General features: G+C 62.8%; 14 protein-coding genes. 10 read left to right on the top strand and 4 right to left on the bottom strand.

The features are described 5' to 3' along the window. The first annotated feature begins 203 nt into the window (after positions 1 to 203). The 9 genes from purU to AC2444_RS22740 all read left to right on the top strand — a co-directional run bounded on the left by purU (position 204) and on the right by AC2444_RS22740 (position 12294). Positions 204 to 1088: a formyltetrahydrofolate deformylase gene (purU, locus tag AC2444_RS22780; protein WP_012759747.1), complete on the top strand. Its 885-nt coding sequence runs from the start codon at positions 204 to 206 to the stop codon at positions 1086 to 1088. Between the two features lie 113 nt (positions 1089 to 1201). Then, a complete protein-coding gene (locus AC2444_RS22775; protein WP_012759746.1) occupies positions 1202 to 4123 on the top strand; it encodes an aminotransferase in 2922 nt (973 codons plus the stop codon). Between the two features lie 521 nt (positions 4124 to 4644). Continuing rightward, positions 4645 to 4839 carry a hypothetical protein gene (locus tag AC2444_RS22770; protein ID WP_003544544.1) on the top strand — a complete coding sequence of 65 codons (195 nt, stop codon included), beginning with the start codon at positions 4645 to 4647 and terminating at the stop codon, positions 4837 to 4839. A gap of 228 nt (positions 4840 to 5067) precedes the next feature. Continuing rightward, entirely contained in the window at positions 5068 to 6063 is a 996-nt protein-coding gene (locus tag AC2444_RS22765) for a P1 family peptidase (RefSeq protein ID WP_012759745.1), read from the top strand. A gap of 114 nt (positions 6064 to 6177) precedes the next feature. Continuing rightward, entirely contained in the window at positions 6178 to 7098 is a 921-nt protein-coding gene (locus AC2444_RS22760; protein WP_012759744.1) for a LysR substrate-binding domain-containing protein, read from the top strand. A 149-nt stretch (positions 7099 to 7247) separates the two neighbouring features. Continuing rightward, positions 7248 to 8777, top strand: a complete 1530-nt coding sequence (locus AC2444_RS22755; protein WP_012759743.1) for an ABC transporter substrate-binding protein — start codon at positions 7248 to 7250, stop codon at positions 8775 to 8777. A 274-nt stretch (positions 8778 to 9051) separates the two neighbouring features. Beyond that, complete coding sequence (locus AC2444_RS22750; protein WP_012759742.1) at positions 9052 to 9999, top strand: ABC transporter permease; 948 nt, start codon at positions 9052 to 9054, stop codon at positions 9997 to 9999. A gap of 3 nt (positions 10000 to 10002) precedes the next feature. Beyond that, positions 10003 to 10866, top strand: coding sequence for an ABC transporter permease (locus tag AC2444_RS22745; RefSeq protein WP_012759741.1), 864 nt, complete (start codon positions 10003 to 10005; stop codon positions 10864 to 10866). 36 nt (positions 10867 to 10902) lie between these two features. Beyond that, on the top strand, positions 10903 to 12294 hold the full coding sequence (locus AC2444_RS22740) for an amidase (protein WP_012759740.1): 1392 nt from the start codon (positions 10903 to 10905) through the stop codon (positions 12292 to 12294). Here the strand turns inward: AC2444_RS22740 and AC2444_RS22735 are convergent, their stop codons facing one another. The 3 genes from AC2444_RS22735 to AC2444_RS22725 all read right to left on the bottom strand — a co-directional run bounded on the left by AC2444_RS22735 (position 12295) and on the right by AC2444_RS22725 (position 15076). Continuing rightward, a complete protein-coding gene (locus AC2444_RS22735; RefSeq protein ID WP_012759739.1) occupies positions 12295 to 13152 on the bottom strand; it encodes a C40 family peptidase in 858 nt (285 codons plus the stop codon). It lies immediately after the preceding gene. An 11-nt stretch (positions 13153 to 13163) separates the two neighbouring features. Beyond that, positions 13164 to 13514 (bottom strand): MarR family transcriptional regulator, encoded by a 351-nt coding sequence (locus tag AC2444_RS22730; protein ID WP_003544522.1) that lies wholly within the window; start codon positions 13512 to 13514, stop codon positions 13164 to 13166. 170 nt (positions 13515 to 13684) lie between these two features. Continuing rightward, the gene (locus AC2444_RS22725) at positions 13685 to 15076 is read right to left on the bottom strand and encodes a leucyl aminopeptidase (RefSeq protein ID WP_012759737.1); all 1392 of its coding nucleotides are present in this window, start codon (positions 15074 to 15076) and stop codon (positions 13685 to 13687) included. A gap of 144 nt (positions 15077 to 15220) precedes the next feature. Here AC2444_RS22725 and AC2444_RS22720 point away from each other — a divergent pair, with 144 nt between their 5' ends. Then, positions 15221 to 16057 carry a tetratricopeptide repeat protein gene (locus AC2444_RS22720; protein ID WP_012759736.1) on the top strand — a complete coding sequence of 279 codons (837 nt, stop codon included), beginning with the start codon at positions 15221 to 15223 and terminating at the stop codon, positions 16055 to 16057. A 48-nt stretch (positions 16058 to 16105) separates the two neighbouring features. On the opposite strand, the gene AC2444_RS22715 is transcribed toward AC2444_RS22720, so the two are convergent. Beyond that, positions 16106 to 16738, bottom strand: a complete 633-nt coding sequence (locus AC2444_RS22715) for a LysE family translocator (RefSeq protein WP_012759735.1) — start codon at positions 16736 to 16738, stop codon at positions 16106 to 16108. Positions 16739 to 16838: the final 100 nt, after the last annotated feature.

The following is a 16838-nucleotide window of genomic DNA, read 5'->3' as shown; positions in this document are numbered from 1 at the left end:
CGAGATTACGCATCCAAGCGGCGCTGACGGTACAGTTTTTCGCGCAACTTCTCCTAAGCTTCAGACTTGGCAATGAGAGAACTTGCGCAAAGGTGATGGTTTCTCTTGCAATTTGTCGCATGAATGAAAGTGCGCCGGCCTGTTCGCGGTCCGGGCTTTGATCTAAGCACGGCGGCGGCCTTGGAGAGGGAAGAGGGAAAGACATGACAAGTTACGTATTGACGGTATCCTGCAAATCGACGCGCGGCATCGTGGCGGCGATTTCGAGCTATCTGGCAGACAAGGGCTGCAACATCGTCGACAGCTCGCAGTTCGACGATCTCGATACCGGCAGGTTCTTCACGCGCGTCAGCTTCATCTCCGAGGAAGGCGTGCCGCTTGCCGAACTCAAGGAAGGCTTCGAGCCGATCTGCAAGCGGTTCGCCATGGATGCCGAGATCCATGACGGCAGTGCCCGCATGAAGGTGCTCTTGATGGTGTCGCGCTTCGGCCATTGTCTGAACGACCTGCTTTACCGCTGGAAGATCGGCGCCCTGCCGATCGATATCGTCGGCGTCGTCTCCAACCATTTCGATTACCAGAAGGTCGTGGTCAACCACGACATTCCCTTCCACCACATCAAGGTGACGAAGGAGAACAAACTGCAGGCTGAAGGCCAGATCATGGATATCGTCGAACAGACCGGCACCGAGCTGATCGTGCTGGCGCGCTACATGCAGGTGCTTTCGGATGCGATGTGCCAGAAGATGTCCGGGAAGATCATCAACATCCACCATTCCTTCCTGCCGAGCTTCAAGGGCGCCAACCCTTACAAGCAGGCCTATCAACGCGGCGTGAAGCTGATCGGGGCGACGGCGCATTACGTCACCGCCGATCTCGACGAAGGCCCGATCATCGAGCAGGACACGGCGCGTATCACCCATGCGCAGTCGCCCGACGACTACGTCTCGATCGGCCGCGATGTCGAAAGCCAGGTGCTGGCGCGCGCCATCCATGCGCATATCCATCACCGCACCTTCCTGAACGGCAACCGCACCGTGGTCTTCCCGGCAAGCCCCGGCGGCTACGCCTCCGAACGCATGGGCTGAGCGCAGCCCTGCATCTCTTTTGCTGGCAAACGACAATCCCCGTTGCCTGCCAGCGGCAAGTACTTGATTATCTCATTCAATAGGTAATCGAATCATGCTGCGGGAGGGGTGTCATGACCGACGAGGCGCTTGTTGATCGCATGGCGCTGCCGCGCCCCGATGTGACCGCCACTGATGCGGAAGAGATCCTCCTTGCTCATTACAGCCTATCCGGCACGCTTGCCGAACTCGGCAGCCAGCAGGATCGAAACTATCGCGTCGATAGCGAGAGGGGTCGCTACGTCCTGAAGATCTGCCACGCCGCCTACGATATCCGTGAGCTCGAAGCACAGAATGCGGCGATCCGTCACCTCAAAAGCCGGCAAGATGCGCCGCGCGTTCCGAAGGTGATCCCCACCAATGAGGGGCGGGAGATCGTCGTCCTTACCGTGCGCGGGCAGGGCTATCAGGTCCGGCTGCTGGAATATCTGGAAGGCGAGGGGCTGACGGAGCTGACCTATCTAGCGCCGGCTTCCGTGGCGGCGCTGGGCGCGCTCTGCGCCAGGCTGGCGCAGGCGCTTGCCGATTTCAACCATCCCGGTCTCGACCGCAGCCTGCAATGGGATCTCAGACGGGCAGGTCCCGTTGCCGTGCAGCTGCTTTCGGCCATCACCGACAGTGCGGCGCGCGACCGGATCGCCAAGACCATGGTGATGGCCGTCCGCCGCATCCAGCCGTTGGCGCCGGCGCTTCGGCTACAGGCCGTGCATCACGACGTCACCGGCGACAATGTCGTCGGCCACCGTGACGCCCATGGCCATATCATCCCCGACGGGGTGATCGATTTCGGCGACATCATCCGCGGCTGGCTGGTCGGCGATCTCGCCGTCACCTGCGCTTCGCTGCTGCATCAGGCCGATGGCGACCCCTTTCATATTCTGCCCGCCGTCACCGCCTATCAGGCGATCTATCCGCTGAGCGAGGAGGAACTGAAGGCGCTCTGGCCGCTGATCGTCGCACGCGCGGTCATTCTCGTCGCCAGCGGCGAGCAGCAGATTTCGGTCGATCCCGACAATGACTATGTCCGCGACAATCTCGACCGCGAGCGGGCGATCTTCGATACGGCGATGTCGGTTCCCTTCGATCTCATGGAAGCCGCGATCCTCAAGGCAGCCGGCGTAGATGTCACCGCGCCGGAAACATCGGGATGGCTGCCGTTGCTGCCCGACATCGATCCCGCCGGGATCGCCTATGTCGATCTTGGGGTACGGAGCCCGCATTTTTCCGCCGGCAACTGGCTGAATACGGACATGGACTGGCGGCTGCTTGCCCGCATGGCAACCGAAAACGGTACGGCAGCGACGCGCTACGGCGAATATCGGCTTTCCCGCGCGGGAACCGCGAAGGGACAGGCGACCTGCGCTCTGCATGTCGACATATGCCTTGCCGCAGGCAGCGCGATTGCCGCGCCCTTTGCCGGCCGCATCGGCTGGAAGGACCAGCATCTGACGCTCGCCAGCGATACGATGACCCTGCATCTCGACGGGCTCGACCTCTCCGTCGAGGATGGAGCCGAGATCGCCGCCGGCGATTCGCTCGGCACTGTTTTCGGAGAGGCGTCGTCGCTCGGCGGGCTGCGCGTCCAGCTTTGCAGCGTCGCCGGTCTCGAACCGCCGCTTTTTGCGACGCCGCGCACGGCGGCGGCCTGGTCGGTGCTCTGCCCTTCGCCTTCGCTGCTTCTCAGCCCGCAAGCGGATGCGCCGCAACCTGAAACCGCCAAACTCTTCGCCAGGCGGCGGGCGCATCTCGCAAGGCCGCAGAAGAATTATTATGCGGCGCCGCCGCAGATCGAGCGCGGCTGGAAGGAGCATTTGTTCGATGTCGAGGGCCGCGCCTATCTCGACATGGTCAACAACGTCACCATTCTCGGCCATGGCCATCCCAAGCTCGCGGCGGCGATCAGCGCGCAATGGCTGCGGCTCAACACGAATTCGCGCTTTCACTACGCCGCGATTACAGAATTTTCCGAACGCCTCGCCGCCCTGTCGCCGGATGGGCTCGATGCGGTCTTCCTGGTCAACAGCGGCTCGGAGGCGAACGATCTGGCGCTTCGGCTGGCGCAAGCCCATAGCGGCGCGCGCAACATGCTCTGCCTGCTCGAAGCCTATCATGGCTGGTCAGCGGCGAGCGACGCCGTCTCCACCTCGATCGCCGACAATCCGCAGGCACCGACCACCCGGCCGGACTGGGTGCATACCATCGTTTCGCCGAACACCTATCGCGGCGACTTCCGTGGTCCCGATACGGCAGCGGATTATCTCGGCATGGCGACGCCGGTGCTGGAGGCAATAGATGCTGCGGGCGAAGGCCTTGCGGGCTTCATCGCCGAATCGGTCTACGGCAATGCCGGCGGCATTCCATTGCCGGAAGGCTATCTCAAGGAGCTCTATGCGCAGGTACGCGCTCGCGGCGGCGTCTGCATCGCCGACGAAGTGCAGGTCGGCTATGCCAGGCTCGGGCACTATTTCTGGGGCTTCGAGCAGCAGGGCGTCGTGCCTGATATCATCACCGTCGCCAAGGGCATGGGCAACGGCCATCCGCTCGGCGCCGTCATCACCACGCGGGAGATTGCGCAATCGCTGGAGAAGGAGGGCACTTTCTTTTCCTCCACCGGCGGCAGCCCCGTCAGTTGCATCGCCGGCATGACGGTGCTCGACATCATGGCCGAGGAAAAGTTGCAGGAAAATGCCCGGGCGGTCGGCGATCATCTGAAGGCGCGGCTCGCCGCGCTGATCGACCGCCATCCGATTGCGGGCGCCGTGCACGGCATGGGCCTCTATCTCGGCCTCGAATTCGTCCGCGACAGAACGACGCTGGAGCCGGCGACGGAAGAGACGGCTGCAATCTGCGACCGGCTTCTCGACCTCGGCGTCATCATGCAGCCGACCGGCGATCACCAAAATGTGCTGAAGATCAAACCGCCGCTCTGCCTCAGCATCGACAGCGCGGATTTTTTCGCGGACACGCTGGAGAAGGTGCTCGAAGAAGGCTGGTGACACAGGGCTTCCAGCATTAACCAAATCGGTCATTTCGAGGCATTTCGATTTTTAATGAAACGGGCCATTGCCTCATACAGCAAGGCTTCTTATGTCTGCCGCTGTGATCGATCGAAGTTCGATTCTGTCATGCGAATTTAACGAAGAGCTGATATGTTTCTTTCTGTAAGTTCGGGCTGTGACGGAATGAATTTTTTCGGATCGTCGATATTTTGACACGTTTCGGAATATGTTTCTGACAGGCTATCAGGTAATCTCTACCAAGTTAGTGGATTATAGAAGACAGCCTTCACCGGCCCCGGGCTCTACCGGGACCACTCAAGTGCAACGCCAACACAAGGAACGAGCATGATAGACATCGATATTCTCGCCGATCTCCTTGGGCGATCTGTGCTTGGCAATGACCGTCCGGGCGCCCTCTCCCGCCCGAACTGTCGAATGTGACGTTCGTCCTCCTTTCAACGGTACCAGACAAGTCAATTCGCCATGGCTGCGCATGTCGCGCGGCAGGAGTTCTATCTATGAAGAAGCAAGTTATCGAATATGCAGGCGTTCCCGTCGGGATCGTCATTCCCGATGAAGATCGGCTGAAGTTCATCGCCGTGAAATTTCATGTCCACGACCTCGACGAGCAGCGTTTCGGCTCGCCCGATGAGGTGCGGTTGGCCATCCATGACCTGATGACCCGCCGTCATCCGAAGCCGCTTCATGCCTGAGGGCATGAGGCCGCGATTAGCATTCGCGGCTTTTCCCGATGTCCGACCGGTCCCGCCACATGGGGCCGGTCTTGTTTTTTGAGGGCATTGCAGCGCCGCGCGTCTTTATGAACGCGCAAAGGCTGTAACACTTTGAATTGCTGCATAATTTTGTCCTTAAATCGATTCCGATTTAAGGAATTATGCAGTACAGTCCTACCGGCCGCCTTCCCGCATAAGGATCCGCCCTTGCCCGATCTTCTCAATCTCATCACCGATATCGAAGGTCTTTCCATCGGCCATGCGACCGACCTTGCGCTCGGTTCCGGCGTCACGGTCATCGTCTTCGACGAACCGGCCGTCGCATCCGGCACGGTGCTCGGCGGTGCGCCGGGCGGGCGCGACACCGGCCTGCTCGATCCGTCGATGACCGTCAATGCCGTGGATGCCTTCGTGCTCTCCGGCGGCTCGGCTTTCGGGCTGGATGCCGCCGGCGGCGTGCAGGCGGGCCTGCGCGAGCGCGGCCGCGGCTTTGCCGTCGGGTCGGTGCGCATCCCGATCGTGCCGCAGGCGATCCTGATGGACCTGCTGAATGGCGGCGACAAGGATTGGGGCCTTCACTCCCCCTATCGCGACATGGGCTATACGGCACTGCAGGCTGCGGCCAAGGGCACATTCGCGCTCGGCACGACAGGTGCAGGCACAGGGGCGACGACGGCCACCGTCAAGGGCGGGCTCGGCTCGGCCAGCGCCGTCAGCAGCACCGGGCATCGCATCGCGGCGATCGTCGCAGTCAATGCGCTCGGCTCCGCAACGATCGGCGACGGGCCGCATTTCTGGGCAGCACCTTTCGAAAAAGACGCGGAATTCGGCGGGCTCGGCATGCCTGATGTGGCCGACCACCGGATGCGGCTCAAGGGCATGAACACGCCGGCAACGACGATCGGCGCGGTGGTGACCGACGCGCAGCTGACGAAGGCCGAGGCGCACAGGCTTTCGCTCGCCGGCCATGACGGCCTTGCCAGGGCACTGCTGCCAGCGCACCTGCCACTCGACGGTGATACCGTCTTTGCCGCTTCGACGGCCAAGCATCGAAGAGACGACATGGCGAGCCTGATGGAGCTTTGCCACCTTGCGACCATCGTCATGGCGCGGGCGATCGCCCGTGGCGTCTACGCGGCGACCGCCCTTCCGGTCGAGGGCGCGCAAATGGCATGGCGCGACCGCTATCCGAATGGTCGTTGACTGAGATCTTTGTTTTTATCCATGTCGTTGTCCCAAAACCGCTGCGCACTTTTGGGCGACATGCTTTAGGGTCGGAACCGGAACCCCAACGTGCCGAAAGGCGGAGAGACGTGAATGCAGATCCGGGCGCTGATGTATTTCGACGAGCTGGTCAGGACCAATTCTATGCGCCAGGCGGCCGAGAATCTCAATGTCGCGCCGACGGCGATCAGCCGGCAGATCGAGAACCTCGAATATCATTTCGGCGCGCCGCTCGTCGAACGCAGCGCCCGCGGCGTCAAGCTGACGGCCGCCGGCGAACTGCTTGCCGCCCGCGCCGGCCGGACGTTGCGCGAGCTCGATCATGTGCAGCAGCTGATCGAAGACCTGAAGGGCCTGCAGCGCGGCCGTGTCAGCATCTATGCCAATGGCGCCACCGTCGCCAATCTGCTGGCGCCGGCGCTTGCCGAATTCAGCCTGAAATATCCGAAGCTGCGTTTTACCGTGACGATCACCAGCGCGCGGCAGGCGGTGGATGCCGTCAACAGCGCCGAGGCGGATATTGCGGTGACGCTGTTTGCGCCACCGATGTCCGGCACCAAGGTGCGGCTACGCTCCGAGATCGCCTATGATCTCATCGCCACGCCGCAGCATCCGGCCGCCGCGCATGCCGAGATCCCGCTAAGGACGCTTGCCGACTACGCATTGGCGCTGCCGGATCAATCCTTCGGCTTCCGCCAGGCCTTCGACGCGCTGTTCGAGAAGGAGGGGCTGAGCCTCGATCCCGTCTTCGTCACCAGCTCGCTCGAAATGCTGAAGGAACTCGTGCTTAGCGGGGCTGCGGCCACGCTGCTGCCAGCACTGACCGTCCGCCGTGAGATCGAAGCGCGTCAGCTCCTTGCCATTCCACTCGCCGGCAAGACCGGCATCCGCACCCATGTCGATCTCTGCGTCGCGCCGGACCGGCAGCTGTCTTTCGCGGCGACGAAACTCCTCGATTTCATCGAGAGGTTCATGCGCGAGCGCACGAGCCGTGCCGCCGAGACGAAAGACTGACGCTTCGAGCTTGCATTGCCCGCGGATTTGCGGTGTAGCTTTTTCGGCTACACTGAGCACACAAAATCGTCATTGTGTGTGCACTGACATAGTGCCACTCTATTCGCAAAAGGGCCTGCCATCGCAGCGTGGCCAGACAAGGGAACATGATGATCAAGTTTTCGCTTGCGCCTTCAGCGCGTTTCGCCCGGCGGCTTTCGCTCGGTGCCGCACTTTCGGCCGGCCTGGTGATGACGGCGATGACGCCGGCCGAGGCGGCAAAGACTACCCTCAATCTCGGCATGAGCGTCGAGCCGGCCGGTCTCGACCCGACGATCGCAGCACCGGTCGCGATCGGCCAGGTGACCTGGCAGAACGTGTTCGAAGGGCTGGTGACGATCGACCAGTCCGGCAAGATCCAGCCGCAGCTGGCAAAAAACTGGGAGATCTCTCCCGATGGCCTGACCTATACGTTCAAGCTGCAGACCGGCGTCAAATTCCATGACGGCGAGGCCTTCGATGCCACTGCCGCCAAGTTTTCGCTCGACCGTGCCCGTGGCGCCGATTCGGTCAATCCGCAGAAGCGCTTCTTCGCTTCGATCGCCTCGATCGATACGCCGGATGCCGAAACGCTGGTGCTGCATCTCTCTGCGCCGACCGGCAGCCTGATCTACTGGCTCGGCTGGCCAGCCTCTGTGATGGTCGCACCGAAGACGGCTGCCGACGACAAGACGACGCCAGTGGGGACCGGCCCCTTCAGTTTCGCCAGCTGGGCGAAGGGCGACAAGGTCGAACTCACCAGGAATGCCGATTATTGGAACAAGGATGCGGCCGCCAAGCTCGACAAGGTGACCTTCCGCTTCATCGCCGATCCGCAGGCGCAGGCGGCAGCGCTGAAATCCGGCGATCTCGATGCCTTTCCGGAATTTGCCGCGCCTGAGCTGATGAGTTCTTTCGACGGCGATGCGAGGCTCGTCACCAAGATCGGCAATACCGAGCTCAAGGTCGTTGCCGGCATGAACACTGCCAAGAAGCCGTTCGACGACAAACGCGTCCGCCAAGCGCTGATGATGGCGATCGACCGCAAGACGGTGATCGACGGCGCATGGTCGGGCCTCGGCACGCCGATCGGCAGCCACTACACGCCGAACGATCCGGGCTATCAGGACATGACAGGCGTGCTGCCTTACGACGTCGAGAAGGCGAAGGCGCTGCTTGCCGAAGCAGGCTACCCCAACGGTTTCACCTTCACGATCAAATCGCCGCAGATGGCTTATGCGCCGCGCAGCGCCCAGGTGATGCAGGCGATGTTTGCCGAGATCGGCGTGACGATGAATATCGAGCCGACGGAATTTCCGGCGAAATGGGTCCAGGACATCATGAAGGACCGCAACTTCGACATGACGATCGTCGCCCATGCCGAACCGCTCGACATCGACATCTATGCGCGCGATCCCTATTATTTCAATTATAAGAACCCCGCTTTCAACGCGCTGATGAAGAAGGTTCAGGAGACGACCGATCCCGCCGCGCAGAATGCGATCTATGGCGAAGCGCAGAAGATCCTCGCCGAGGACGTGCCGGCGCTCTACCTCTTCGTCATGCCGAAACTCGGCGTCTGGGACAAGAAGCTGAAGGGCCTGTGGGAGAACGAGCCTATCCCTTCCAACGTGCTGACTGGTGTTTCCTGGGACGAGTGAGAGGGGTAGGTCAGGCGCGATGTGATGAGGTGATGGCCTTGGCGCCGGAAGCAGAACAGTCGGATATGGTCGACTCACGCGAACCTCTCGCTCCCTCATTCCTGTGCTTGTCACAGGAATCCAGTGCGCCCAAGTCCTTGGGCGCGGGAGAACCAGCTACTCATCGCATGAGAGTTATTCACGGCGCAGACGCCCCGTGGCTGGATTCCTGTGACGAGCACAGGAATGAGGGCGGGCGGGGGAGCCGCCAGGCCACATCGAAAGCGTGGCACGCATGATCCCACTCCTCGCCCGCCGCTTCGCCGGTCTCATCGTCACGCTCGTCGTCGTCTCGCTGCTGATCTTCGCCGTCATGGACCTTCTGCCAGGCGATCCCGCCTCGATCATGCTCGGCACCTCGGCAACGCCGGAGACGCTTGCGGCGCTGCGTCACAGTCTCGGCCTCGAGCAGCCGCTGCTGCTGCGTTACGGGCAATGGTTGATCGGCGTGCTATCAGGCGATCTCGGCAATTCCCTGACCTATGGCGTACCGGTCGCGGGGTTGATCGTCGAGCGGCTGGCGGTAACGCTGCCACTGGCGCTGATGGCGATCGTGCTTTCGGTGGCGATTGCCCTGCCGCTCGGCGTGCTGGCCGCCTCGCGCCGCGGCGGTGTCTTCGACATCATGGTGACGCTGTTTTCGCAGATCAGCATCGCCGTGCCCGCCTTCTGGGTGGCGCTGCTGTTGATCATCCTGTTTTCGACGATGCTCGGGCTGATGCCGGCCGGTGGCTTCCCGGGCTGGGGCGCCGGCCTGCTGCCGGCATTGCAGGCGCTGGTTATGCCCGCCGTCGCGCTGGCGATGCCGCAGGCGGGTGTGTTGACGCGGGTGGCGCGCTCAGCGGTGCTCGACACGATGCACGAGGATTTTGCCCGCACTGCCGTCGCCAAGGGGCTTTCCCGCAGTGCGGTGCTGTGGCGGCATATCGTGCCGAATGCGCTGATCCCCATCCTGACGATGATCGGGCTGCAATTCACCTTTCTCGTCGCCGGCGCGGTGCTGGTTGAAAACGTCTTCAACCTTCCCGGCCTCGGACGGCTCGCGCTGCAGGCGCTCTCCCAGCGCGATGTCATCGTCATGCAGGATGTCGTGCTATTCTTCGCAGGCCTTGTCATCGTGATGAATTTCATCGTCGATCTCTCCTATCTGGCGATTGATCCCAGGATGAGAAAGGCGGCCTGAAACATGGTACCGATCGCATCGACCGCCATTGCCAGCCGCCGCCGGATCTTTAGACTTAGCCGGCGAATGAACCTGATTTCAGGGACTGTGATCATCGGGCTGCTGGTCGCCGTCGCGCTGCTGTCGCTCGTCTGGACGCCGCTGCCGCCGGCGAAAATGCAGATCATCCACAAGCTGCAGCCGCCGCTTGCCTTCGGCCTGCTCGGCACGGACCAGTTCGGCCGCGACGTGCTTTCGATGCTGATGGCAGGTTGCTGGAATTCACTGTCAATCGCCATCACAGCGGTTATGATCGGCGGGACGCTGGGTTCGATATCAGGTATTTCGGCGGCGGCGATCCGCGGTCCTTTCGAAGCCCTGCTGATGCGCATCTGCGATGTCATCTTTGCGCTGCCGCCGATCCTGTCCGCCATGATGCTCGGCGCCTTTCTCGGGCCAGGGCGGTTCACCGCGATCACGGCGATTGCCGTCTTCATGATCCCGGTCTTTGCCCGCGTCACACTCGCGACCTCGCTGCAGGCCTGGAGCCGCGACTATGTGACGGCGGCGCGCGCCATCGGCAATACGCGACTGACGATTTCGCTGCGCCATGTGCTGCCGAATATCATCAGCCAGATCATCGTGCATGGCGCGATCCAGCTGGGGCTGGCGATCCTCACCGAAGCGGGTCTTAGCTTCCTCGGGCTCGGCATGGCGCCGCCGGCGCCGACCTGGGGCCGGATGCTTGGCGATGCGCAAACCTATCTGGCGCTCGCCCCCTGGCTGGCGATCCTGCCCGGTCTTGCCATCGCGCTCACCGTCTTCGGCTTCAACATGCTCGGCGACGGTTTGCGCGATCTGCTCGACCCGCGCGAGGCAAGCCGCTGATGTCCTCCCAAGACGAAGAGCCCGAAAGACCATGCCATGACCGAAACCGACCTTACCATCCGCGAACTCAGGCAACGCTTCGCCGATAAGAGCCTCTCCCCCCTGGAATACTGGCTGTCTCTCGAGGATCATATAGCAGCCTGGGAGCCGTCGATTTCGGCACTCTACCTCTACGATCCGGAATCGGCGCGCGCGCAGGCGAAAGCGTCGACGGAGCGCTGGGCGAAGGGAGAAACGCTTGGCTCCCTCGACGGCATCCCGGTGACGCTGAAGGAACTGATAGCCACGAAGGGCCAGCCGGTGCCATCAGGCACGAGAGCGGTGGAACTGAGGCCCGCGGACGCCGATGCGCCGGCCGCCGCCCGGCTGCGGGAAGATGGCGCGGTGATCTTCGCCAAGACCACCTGCCCCGATTACGGCATGCTTTCCTCCGGGCTTTCGAGCTTTCATCCTCTCAGCCGCAATCCCTGGAACACCACGCAGAATCCCGGCGGATCGAGTGCCGGGGCTTCCGCAGCGGCGGCGGCCGGCTACGGACCACTGCATATCGGCACCGATATCGGCGGTTCGGTGCGCCTTCCCGCCGGCTGGACCGGCATCTTCGGCTTCAAACCGAGCCATGGACGCATTCCGGCCGATCCCTATTATGTCGGGCGCTGCGTCGGGCCGATGGCGCGCACCGTCGAGGATGCGGCCTTTTCGATGGCGACGCTGTCACGGCCGGATTGGCGCGACGGCACCAGCCTGCCGCCGAACGATTTCGACTGGATGGATCTCGACATCGACCTGTCGGGCATGAAGATCGGGTTGATGCTCGATGCCGGCTGCGGCCTTGCGGTGGACGACGAGATCAGGGCCGCGGTGGAAGCGGCGGCGAAACAATTCGAGGCGGCCGGCGCGACCATTCTATCGGTCCAGCCGGTGCTGACGCGCGCGATGCTGGATGGCCTCGACAATTTCTGGCGGTCCCGGTTCTGGGGCGATATCGCGGATCTCGACGACAACAGGCGCGACAGCATCCTGCCCTATATCAGGGATTGGGCGATGGGCGGCGCCGACATCAGCGGCGTCGATGCGGTCAAGGGCTTCAATCAGACGATCGAGATGCGCAAGAGCTGCGGACGGCTGTTTACCGAGGTCGACGCCCTGCTTTCGCCGACCAATCCGATCATCTCCTATCCGGCCGAATGGGCATCTCCGACCAATGATCCGGCACTGCCGTTCGAGCATATCGGTTTCACGGTGCCGTGGAACATGTCGGAGCAGCCGGCCGCCTCGATCAATTGCGGTTTCTCCCGATCGGGCATGCCGATCGGGTTGCAGATCGTCGGGCCGCGCTTCGACGATATGCGGGTGCTGAGACTGTCGAAAGCCTTCGAGGACTGGACGGGCGGAGTGAGATCCTGGCCGCAGCCTCCGATCGGCTGATCAGCTGATCGGGCGGCGATAGCCGGTCGGTTGCTCGTAGAGCCAGCCGATGCGCTCGACCGCGGCCTCGAAATTCTCGCGCGCCACCGTCATACTATGACCGTTGGCGTGGAGGATGGTTTCCGGATCTTCGAAGACGGCGACATGGCCCTTCCAGAAGACCAGGTCGCCACGGCGGATTTCGGAGCGATCGATCGGCTGGCCGAGGCCGGCCGCCTGCAGGTCGGTATCGCGCGGCGCAGCTCTGCCCGTCATCAGCATCGCCAACTGGACGAGGCCGGAGCAATCGATGCCGAGGCCGGAACGCCCGCCCCAAAGATAGGGCGTTTCCAGGAAACGGGCGACGATCTCCACATAATCGGCGCCATCGAGCGCGCCGATCGGCTGGACGTGCTTGGCGAATATCGCAGTTCCGTCCTCGAGCACGACATAGCGATTGCCGCGCGCCTCCGCCTCGCTGGCGACGTGGACGCGGCTTCCCATCGACAGGATGGCCTGGTGGGGCTTGCGCAGTTCCGGTTCCGGATAGAGGAAGGTGCGCTGCACGGTGACGATATGGGTCGGCGCCGGCCGGCCTTCCAAGAGCGCGTCTGCCTTGACATAGCCGACATACCCGTCCGAAGCGGCTTTCACCCAGCACCAGCCGCCGGCGCGATCGAAAACCGTCACATCCTCGCCGAGAAGCAGTTCCGTATCGATTCCGCGGGCAAGGTCCGGTTCAGGGCGCACGGCCAGGACAGGAACGGCGACACGCGCCGGCGCGCCTTCCGTAAAACGTGACGCCTCAACCTTGCCTTCGAGCCCCGCTTCCGCGAGATCAGACCTGTAAGCATGCAGGCGGCGGTCGAGCATCGTCATTCGCATTCCTTTCAGATCGGCAGCCGGCGAGCCTGATCTCGGATGAGATCGCCGAGCTTTTCCAGGTAGAGCGCACCGCCGACGGTGCGCTTGATGATCACGTTGCGCCGGTCGGCATCGTCACGCACACGATCGACCAGGCCCATCTCACCCATCGTATCCAAGGCGCGGGTAATGACCGGCTTGGTGACATCAAGCGTGGCGGCAAGCCCGCGCACCGTGTGCGGCGGCGGCACCAGATAAATATGCAGCAGGATCGCCATCTGACGCAACGTCAAATCGCGGTCATCGTGGCGGACCTGATCGAGCGCCGCGCCATGCCAGAGCCCCAGCGCCTGCGAGGCGGTCAGTTCGATCGGCACGGCCCCTCCGGAAGATCGTTACGCTAACGTTCCATTTTCCGGCAGTTGCTGTGGACATGCAAGAGGCGCTGGAAATTGCTGTCCGGCAAGGTGAATAAAATTTTAACGATCGGCAGCGAGGCGCAACGCGTGAACACGCGGCGCGCCTCAACGCTTTTCTGCGGATGGCGTCAGCGCAGGCTCTCGCGGATATGGTGAAAGAGTGCGCGGATCGCCTGTGCCTCGCCGCCGCCCGGCGAATGCGGCCGTTCGGACGGAGCCCAGCCGAAAATATCGAAATGCACCCAGCTCTTCGCCTTGCTGACGAAACGCTTGAGGAAGAGGGCCGCGGTGATCGCCCCCGCCATGCCACCGGCCGGCGCATTGGTGAGATCGGCGAATTTGGTGCGGATATCCTTTTCGTAGCCGGAATAGAGCGGTAGGCGCCAGAGCGGATCATCGGTTTCCAGGCTTGCTTCGGTCAGGTCATGCGCCAGATTGGCGTCGTCGGTGAAGAAGGGCGGGAGATCCGGGCCAAGCGCAACGCGGGCAGCGCCGGTCAGCGTCGCCATGTCGATCAAGAGCTCGGGCTCTTCCTCGTCGGCATAGGCAAGCGCATCGGCAAGGATCAACCGGCCTTCAGCGTCGGTATTGTCGATCTGGACGGTCAGGCCCTTGCGGCTCCGGTAGATGTCGCCGGGGCGGAAGGCATTGGACGAGATCGCGTTTTCGACGACCGGAACGATAACGCGCAGATCGACCTTCAGCTTGGCGTCCATGATCATCAGGGCAAGCCCCATGACATTCGCCGCGCCGCCCATGTCTTTCTTCATCAGCAGCATCGAGGCGGCAGGCTTGATGTCGAGACCGCCGGTATCGAAGCAGACACCCTTGCCGACGAGCGTCACCTTGCGATGACCCTTCTTGCCCCAGCGCAGCTCAAGCAGGCGCGGCGCATCGGCGCTGGCGCGGCCGACGGTATGGACCAGCGGAAAGTTCTGCTTGAGCAGGTCGTCGCCCGATATAACCGATATCTCAGCCTTGTAATGTTCGGCCAGGCCACGGAAAACGGCCTCGAGCTGGTTCGGCCCCATGTCGTTCGTCGGTGTATTGATCAGATCGCGGGCGAGAAAGACGCCGGCAAGCTGGCGCTTGATATCGGCTGCGTCGGCATCGCGGGGGATCATCAGCGTCGCCGCCGGCGACTTTTCGGATTTGTAACGGTCGAAACGGTAGCTGCCGAGCCCAAAGCCGAGGGCCAGGCGATTTGCCGTCAGCGGCGCGGTCTCGATGTGCCAGTCGCCGGCCGGCAGCGCACGGGCGAGCCTGCCGGTGATGTAAGGCTGCTCGGATGGATTGGTGCCGAGGCCGTAAAGCGCGCCGCCGAGATGGCCTTCGGCCGTCGGGATCAGCAGCAGCGACCCGCTTTCGGCCTTGTAGCCTGCCCTGCGCGCCCAATTGAGCGCGATCGGATCGATCGTGCCGGTCTCGATATGGGCAGGCGTAACGGCAAAGATCGGCAGCGTCGAACCGCCCTTCGTGTTGAAAGGAGTCGGTCTCTCGATAAACTGATAGGGGGCCATGATTGTCCTTCGGCGGTCGCAAGGAATCGTTCCTTAACGGTCTGTTAGGGTTAACAGACTATTGCTGGAGCGAAGATTACGCGTCAAACCTTTCCCTGTTCCGCTTCGAGGTCAGGCGCCGATTTCGGAATCCAGGAACGCGCCATGCCTGCCTCGCTCACCACCACATTCACGAATCGTATCCTGCAGGGCGCTGCGGCATCGCTGCTCGTCCTGGCACTCGCCGGTTGCTCGACGACCAAGGACCGGATGACAACGGGCTCGGTCCCGAAACTCACCAAGCCGGTCGAAGAGATGGACGCGATCGAGCTGCGCTCAGCGACGGACCGGCTCGGCCAGGCCTATGAAAAGAACCCGCGCGATCCCGTCACCGGCGTCAACTACGCCAATCTGCTGCGCATGAACGGTCGCGACACGCAGGCGCTCGCCGTCATGCAGCAGGTGGCGATCGCCAATCCCGCCGACCGCAACGTGCTGGCCGCCTACGGCAAGGCGCAGGCGGCGGCCGGCCAGTTTCAGCAGGCGCTCGACACGATCGGCCGCGCCCAGACGCCCGACCGTCCTGACTGGAAGCTGATCTCCGCCCAGGGCGCGATCCTCGACCAGATGGGCCGGGCAAGTGATGCCCGGCAGCGCTACCGCGACGCGCTCGACATCCAGCCGAACGAGCCCTCCATCCTTTCCAACCTCGGCATGTCCTACGTGCTGACCGGCGATCTGCGCACGGCCGAAACCTACCTGCGTTCCGCCGCCAGCCAGCCGACTGCCGACAGCCGCGTCAGGCAGAACCTTGCCCTGGTCGTCGGCCTACAGGGGCGTTTCCCGGAAGCCGAGCAGATAGCCCGGCGCGAACTTTCGCCGCAGCAGGCCGATGCCAATGTCGCCTATCTCAGAGGCATGCTCTCGCAGCAGAATTCCTGGCAGAAACTCGCCGCCAAGGACAAGACGCCGCAAGCAGCAGGCGACAGCAACACCAACTGACCGAATCATGTCGTCGGAAAGGCTTACGCCTTCAGACAGATCCTGATCTTAGCGGGCGCTCAGGCCTGAAAGAATGAGACGCAAACCCAGGCCGCCCATGACGGCACCAGCGGCCCGGTCGATCCAGCCCTTGGCGGCAAGATAGAGGCGCCGCGGATGGCGGGCCGAAAAGGCGAAGGCCACGATCGAATACCACCCCGCCTCCACGGCAAAGACGCCGAGCGGCAGCGCGACGATGAGATCGAGCGGCACCGTCCTCGGCAGAAGTGCCGCAAAGAGGCTGGCATAGACGATGATGGTCTTCGGGTTGCTGAGCTGGGTCAGCAGCGCATTCATGAAACTCAATCTCAGCGCGCGGTTGCCGTTGACGGTGTCAGAGACTTCGAGCGGCTGACCGGCACTCCTCCAGATATTGACGGCGATATAGACGAGATAGGCGCCGCCTGCGATCTTTAGCAGGACATAGAGCCATTCGAACTGAGACAGCAGCGCCGTCAGCCCGGCAAGCGCCAGCACGGCAAAAACGACACCGCCGGCGCCCATGCCGAGTGCGGCCGCAAGGCCATCCAGCCTGGAACGCGAGATGGCGATCCTGGAGACGACGACGAAGCTCGGCCCAGGGCTCATCGCGCCGACCGCCAAGGCTGCCAAGATGCTGATGAAAATGCCCGCAGAAGACATCGGAGACCTCTCTTTTGGATTGAACGCGCGCCAGGGGCACTGCGGTTGCATCCGCTTGCCGATGGTCGTCCGTCCCGTTTACCAGCTATGCCGGTGCTGG

The organism is Rhizobium sp. WSM1328 (genome assembly GCF_057653715.1).
Note: the sequence above shows the minus strand (reverse complement) of the source record. Positions and strands in the feature narration are given on the sequence as shown.

Excerpts from the sequence above, each read along its gene's own strand:
- purU (WP_012759747.1), top strand. The coding sequence starts at position 204 with ATGACAAGTTACGTATTGACGGTATCCTGCAAATCGACGCGCGGCATC.
- AC2444_RS22775 (WP_012759746.1), top strand. The coding sequence starts at position 1,202 with ATGACCGACGAGGCGCTTGTTGATCGCATGGCGCTGCCGCGCCCCGAT.
- AC2444_RS22770 (WP_003544544.1), top strand. The coding sequence starts at position 4,645 with ATGAAGAAGCAAGTTATCGAATATGCAGGCGTTCCCGTCGGGATCGTC.
- AC2444_RS22760 (WP_012759744.1), top strand. The coding sequence starts at position 6,178 with ATGCAGATCCGGGCGCTGATGTATTTCGACGAGCTGGTCAGGACCAAT.
- AC2444_RS22755 (WP_012759743.1), top strand. The coding sequence starts at position 7,248 with ATGATCAAGTTTTCGCTTGCGCCTTCAGCGCGTTTCGCCCGGCGGCTT.
- AC2444_RS22750 (WP_012759742.1), top strand. The coding sequence starts at position 9,052 with ATGATCCCACTCCTCGCCCGCCGCTTCGCCGGTCTCATCGTCACGCTC.
- AC2444_RS22745 (WP_012759741.1), top strand. The coding sequence starts at position 10,003 with ATGGTACCGATCGCATCGACCGCCATTGCCAGCCGCCGCCGGATCTTT.
- AC2444_RS22740 (WP_012759740.1), top strand. The coding sequence starts at position 10,903 with ATGACCGAAACCGACCTTACCATCCGCGAACTCAGGCAACGCTTCGCC.
- AC2444_RS22735 (WP_012759739.1), bottom strand. The coding sequence starts at position 13,152 with ATGACGATGCTCGACCGCCGCCTGCATGCTTACAGGTCTGATCTCGCG.
- AC2444_RS22725 (WP_012759737.1), bottom strand. The coding sequence starts at position 15,076 with ATGGCCCCCTATCAGTTTATCGAGAGACCGACTCCTTTCAACACGAAG.
- AC2444_RS22720 (WP_012759736.1), top strand. The coding sequence starts at position 15,221 with ATGCCTGCCTCGCTCACCACCACATTCACGAATCGTATCCTGCAGGGC.
- AC2444_RS22715 (WP_012759735.1), bottom strand. The coding sequence starts at position 16,738 with ATGTCTTCTGCGGGCATTTTCATCAGCATCTTGGCAGCCTTGGCGGTC.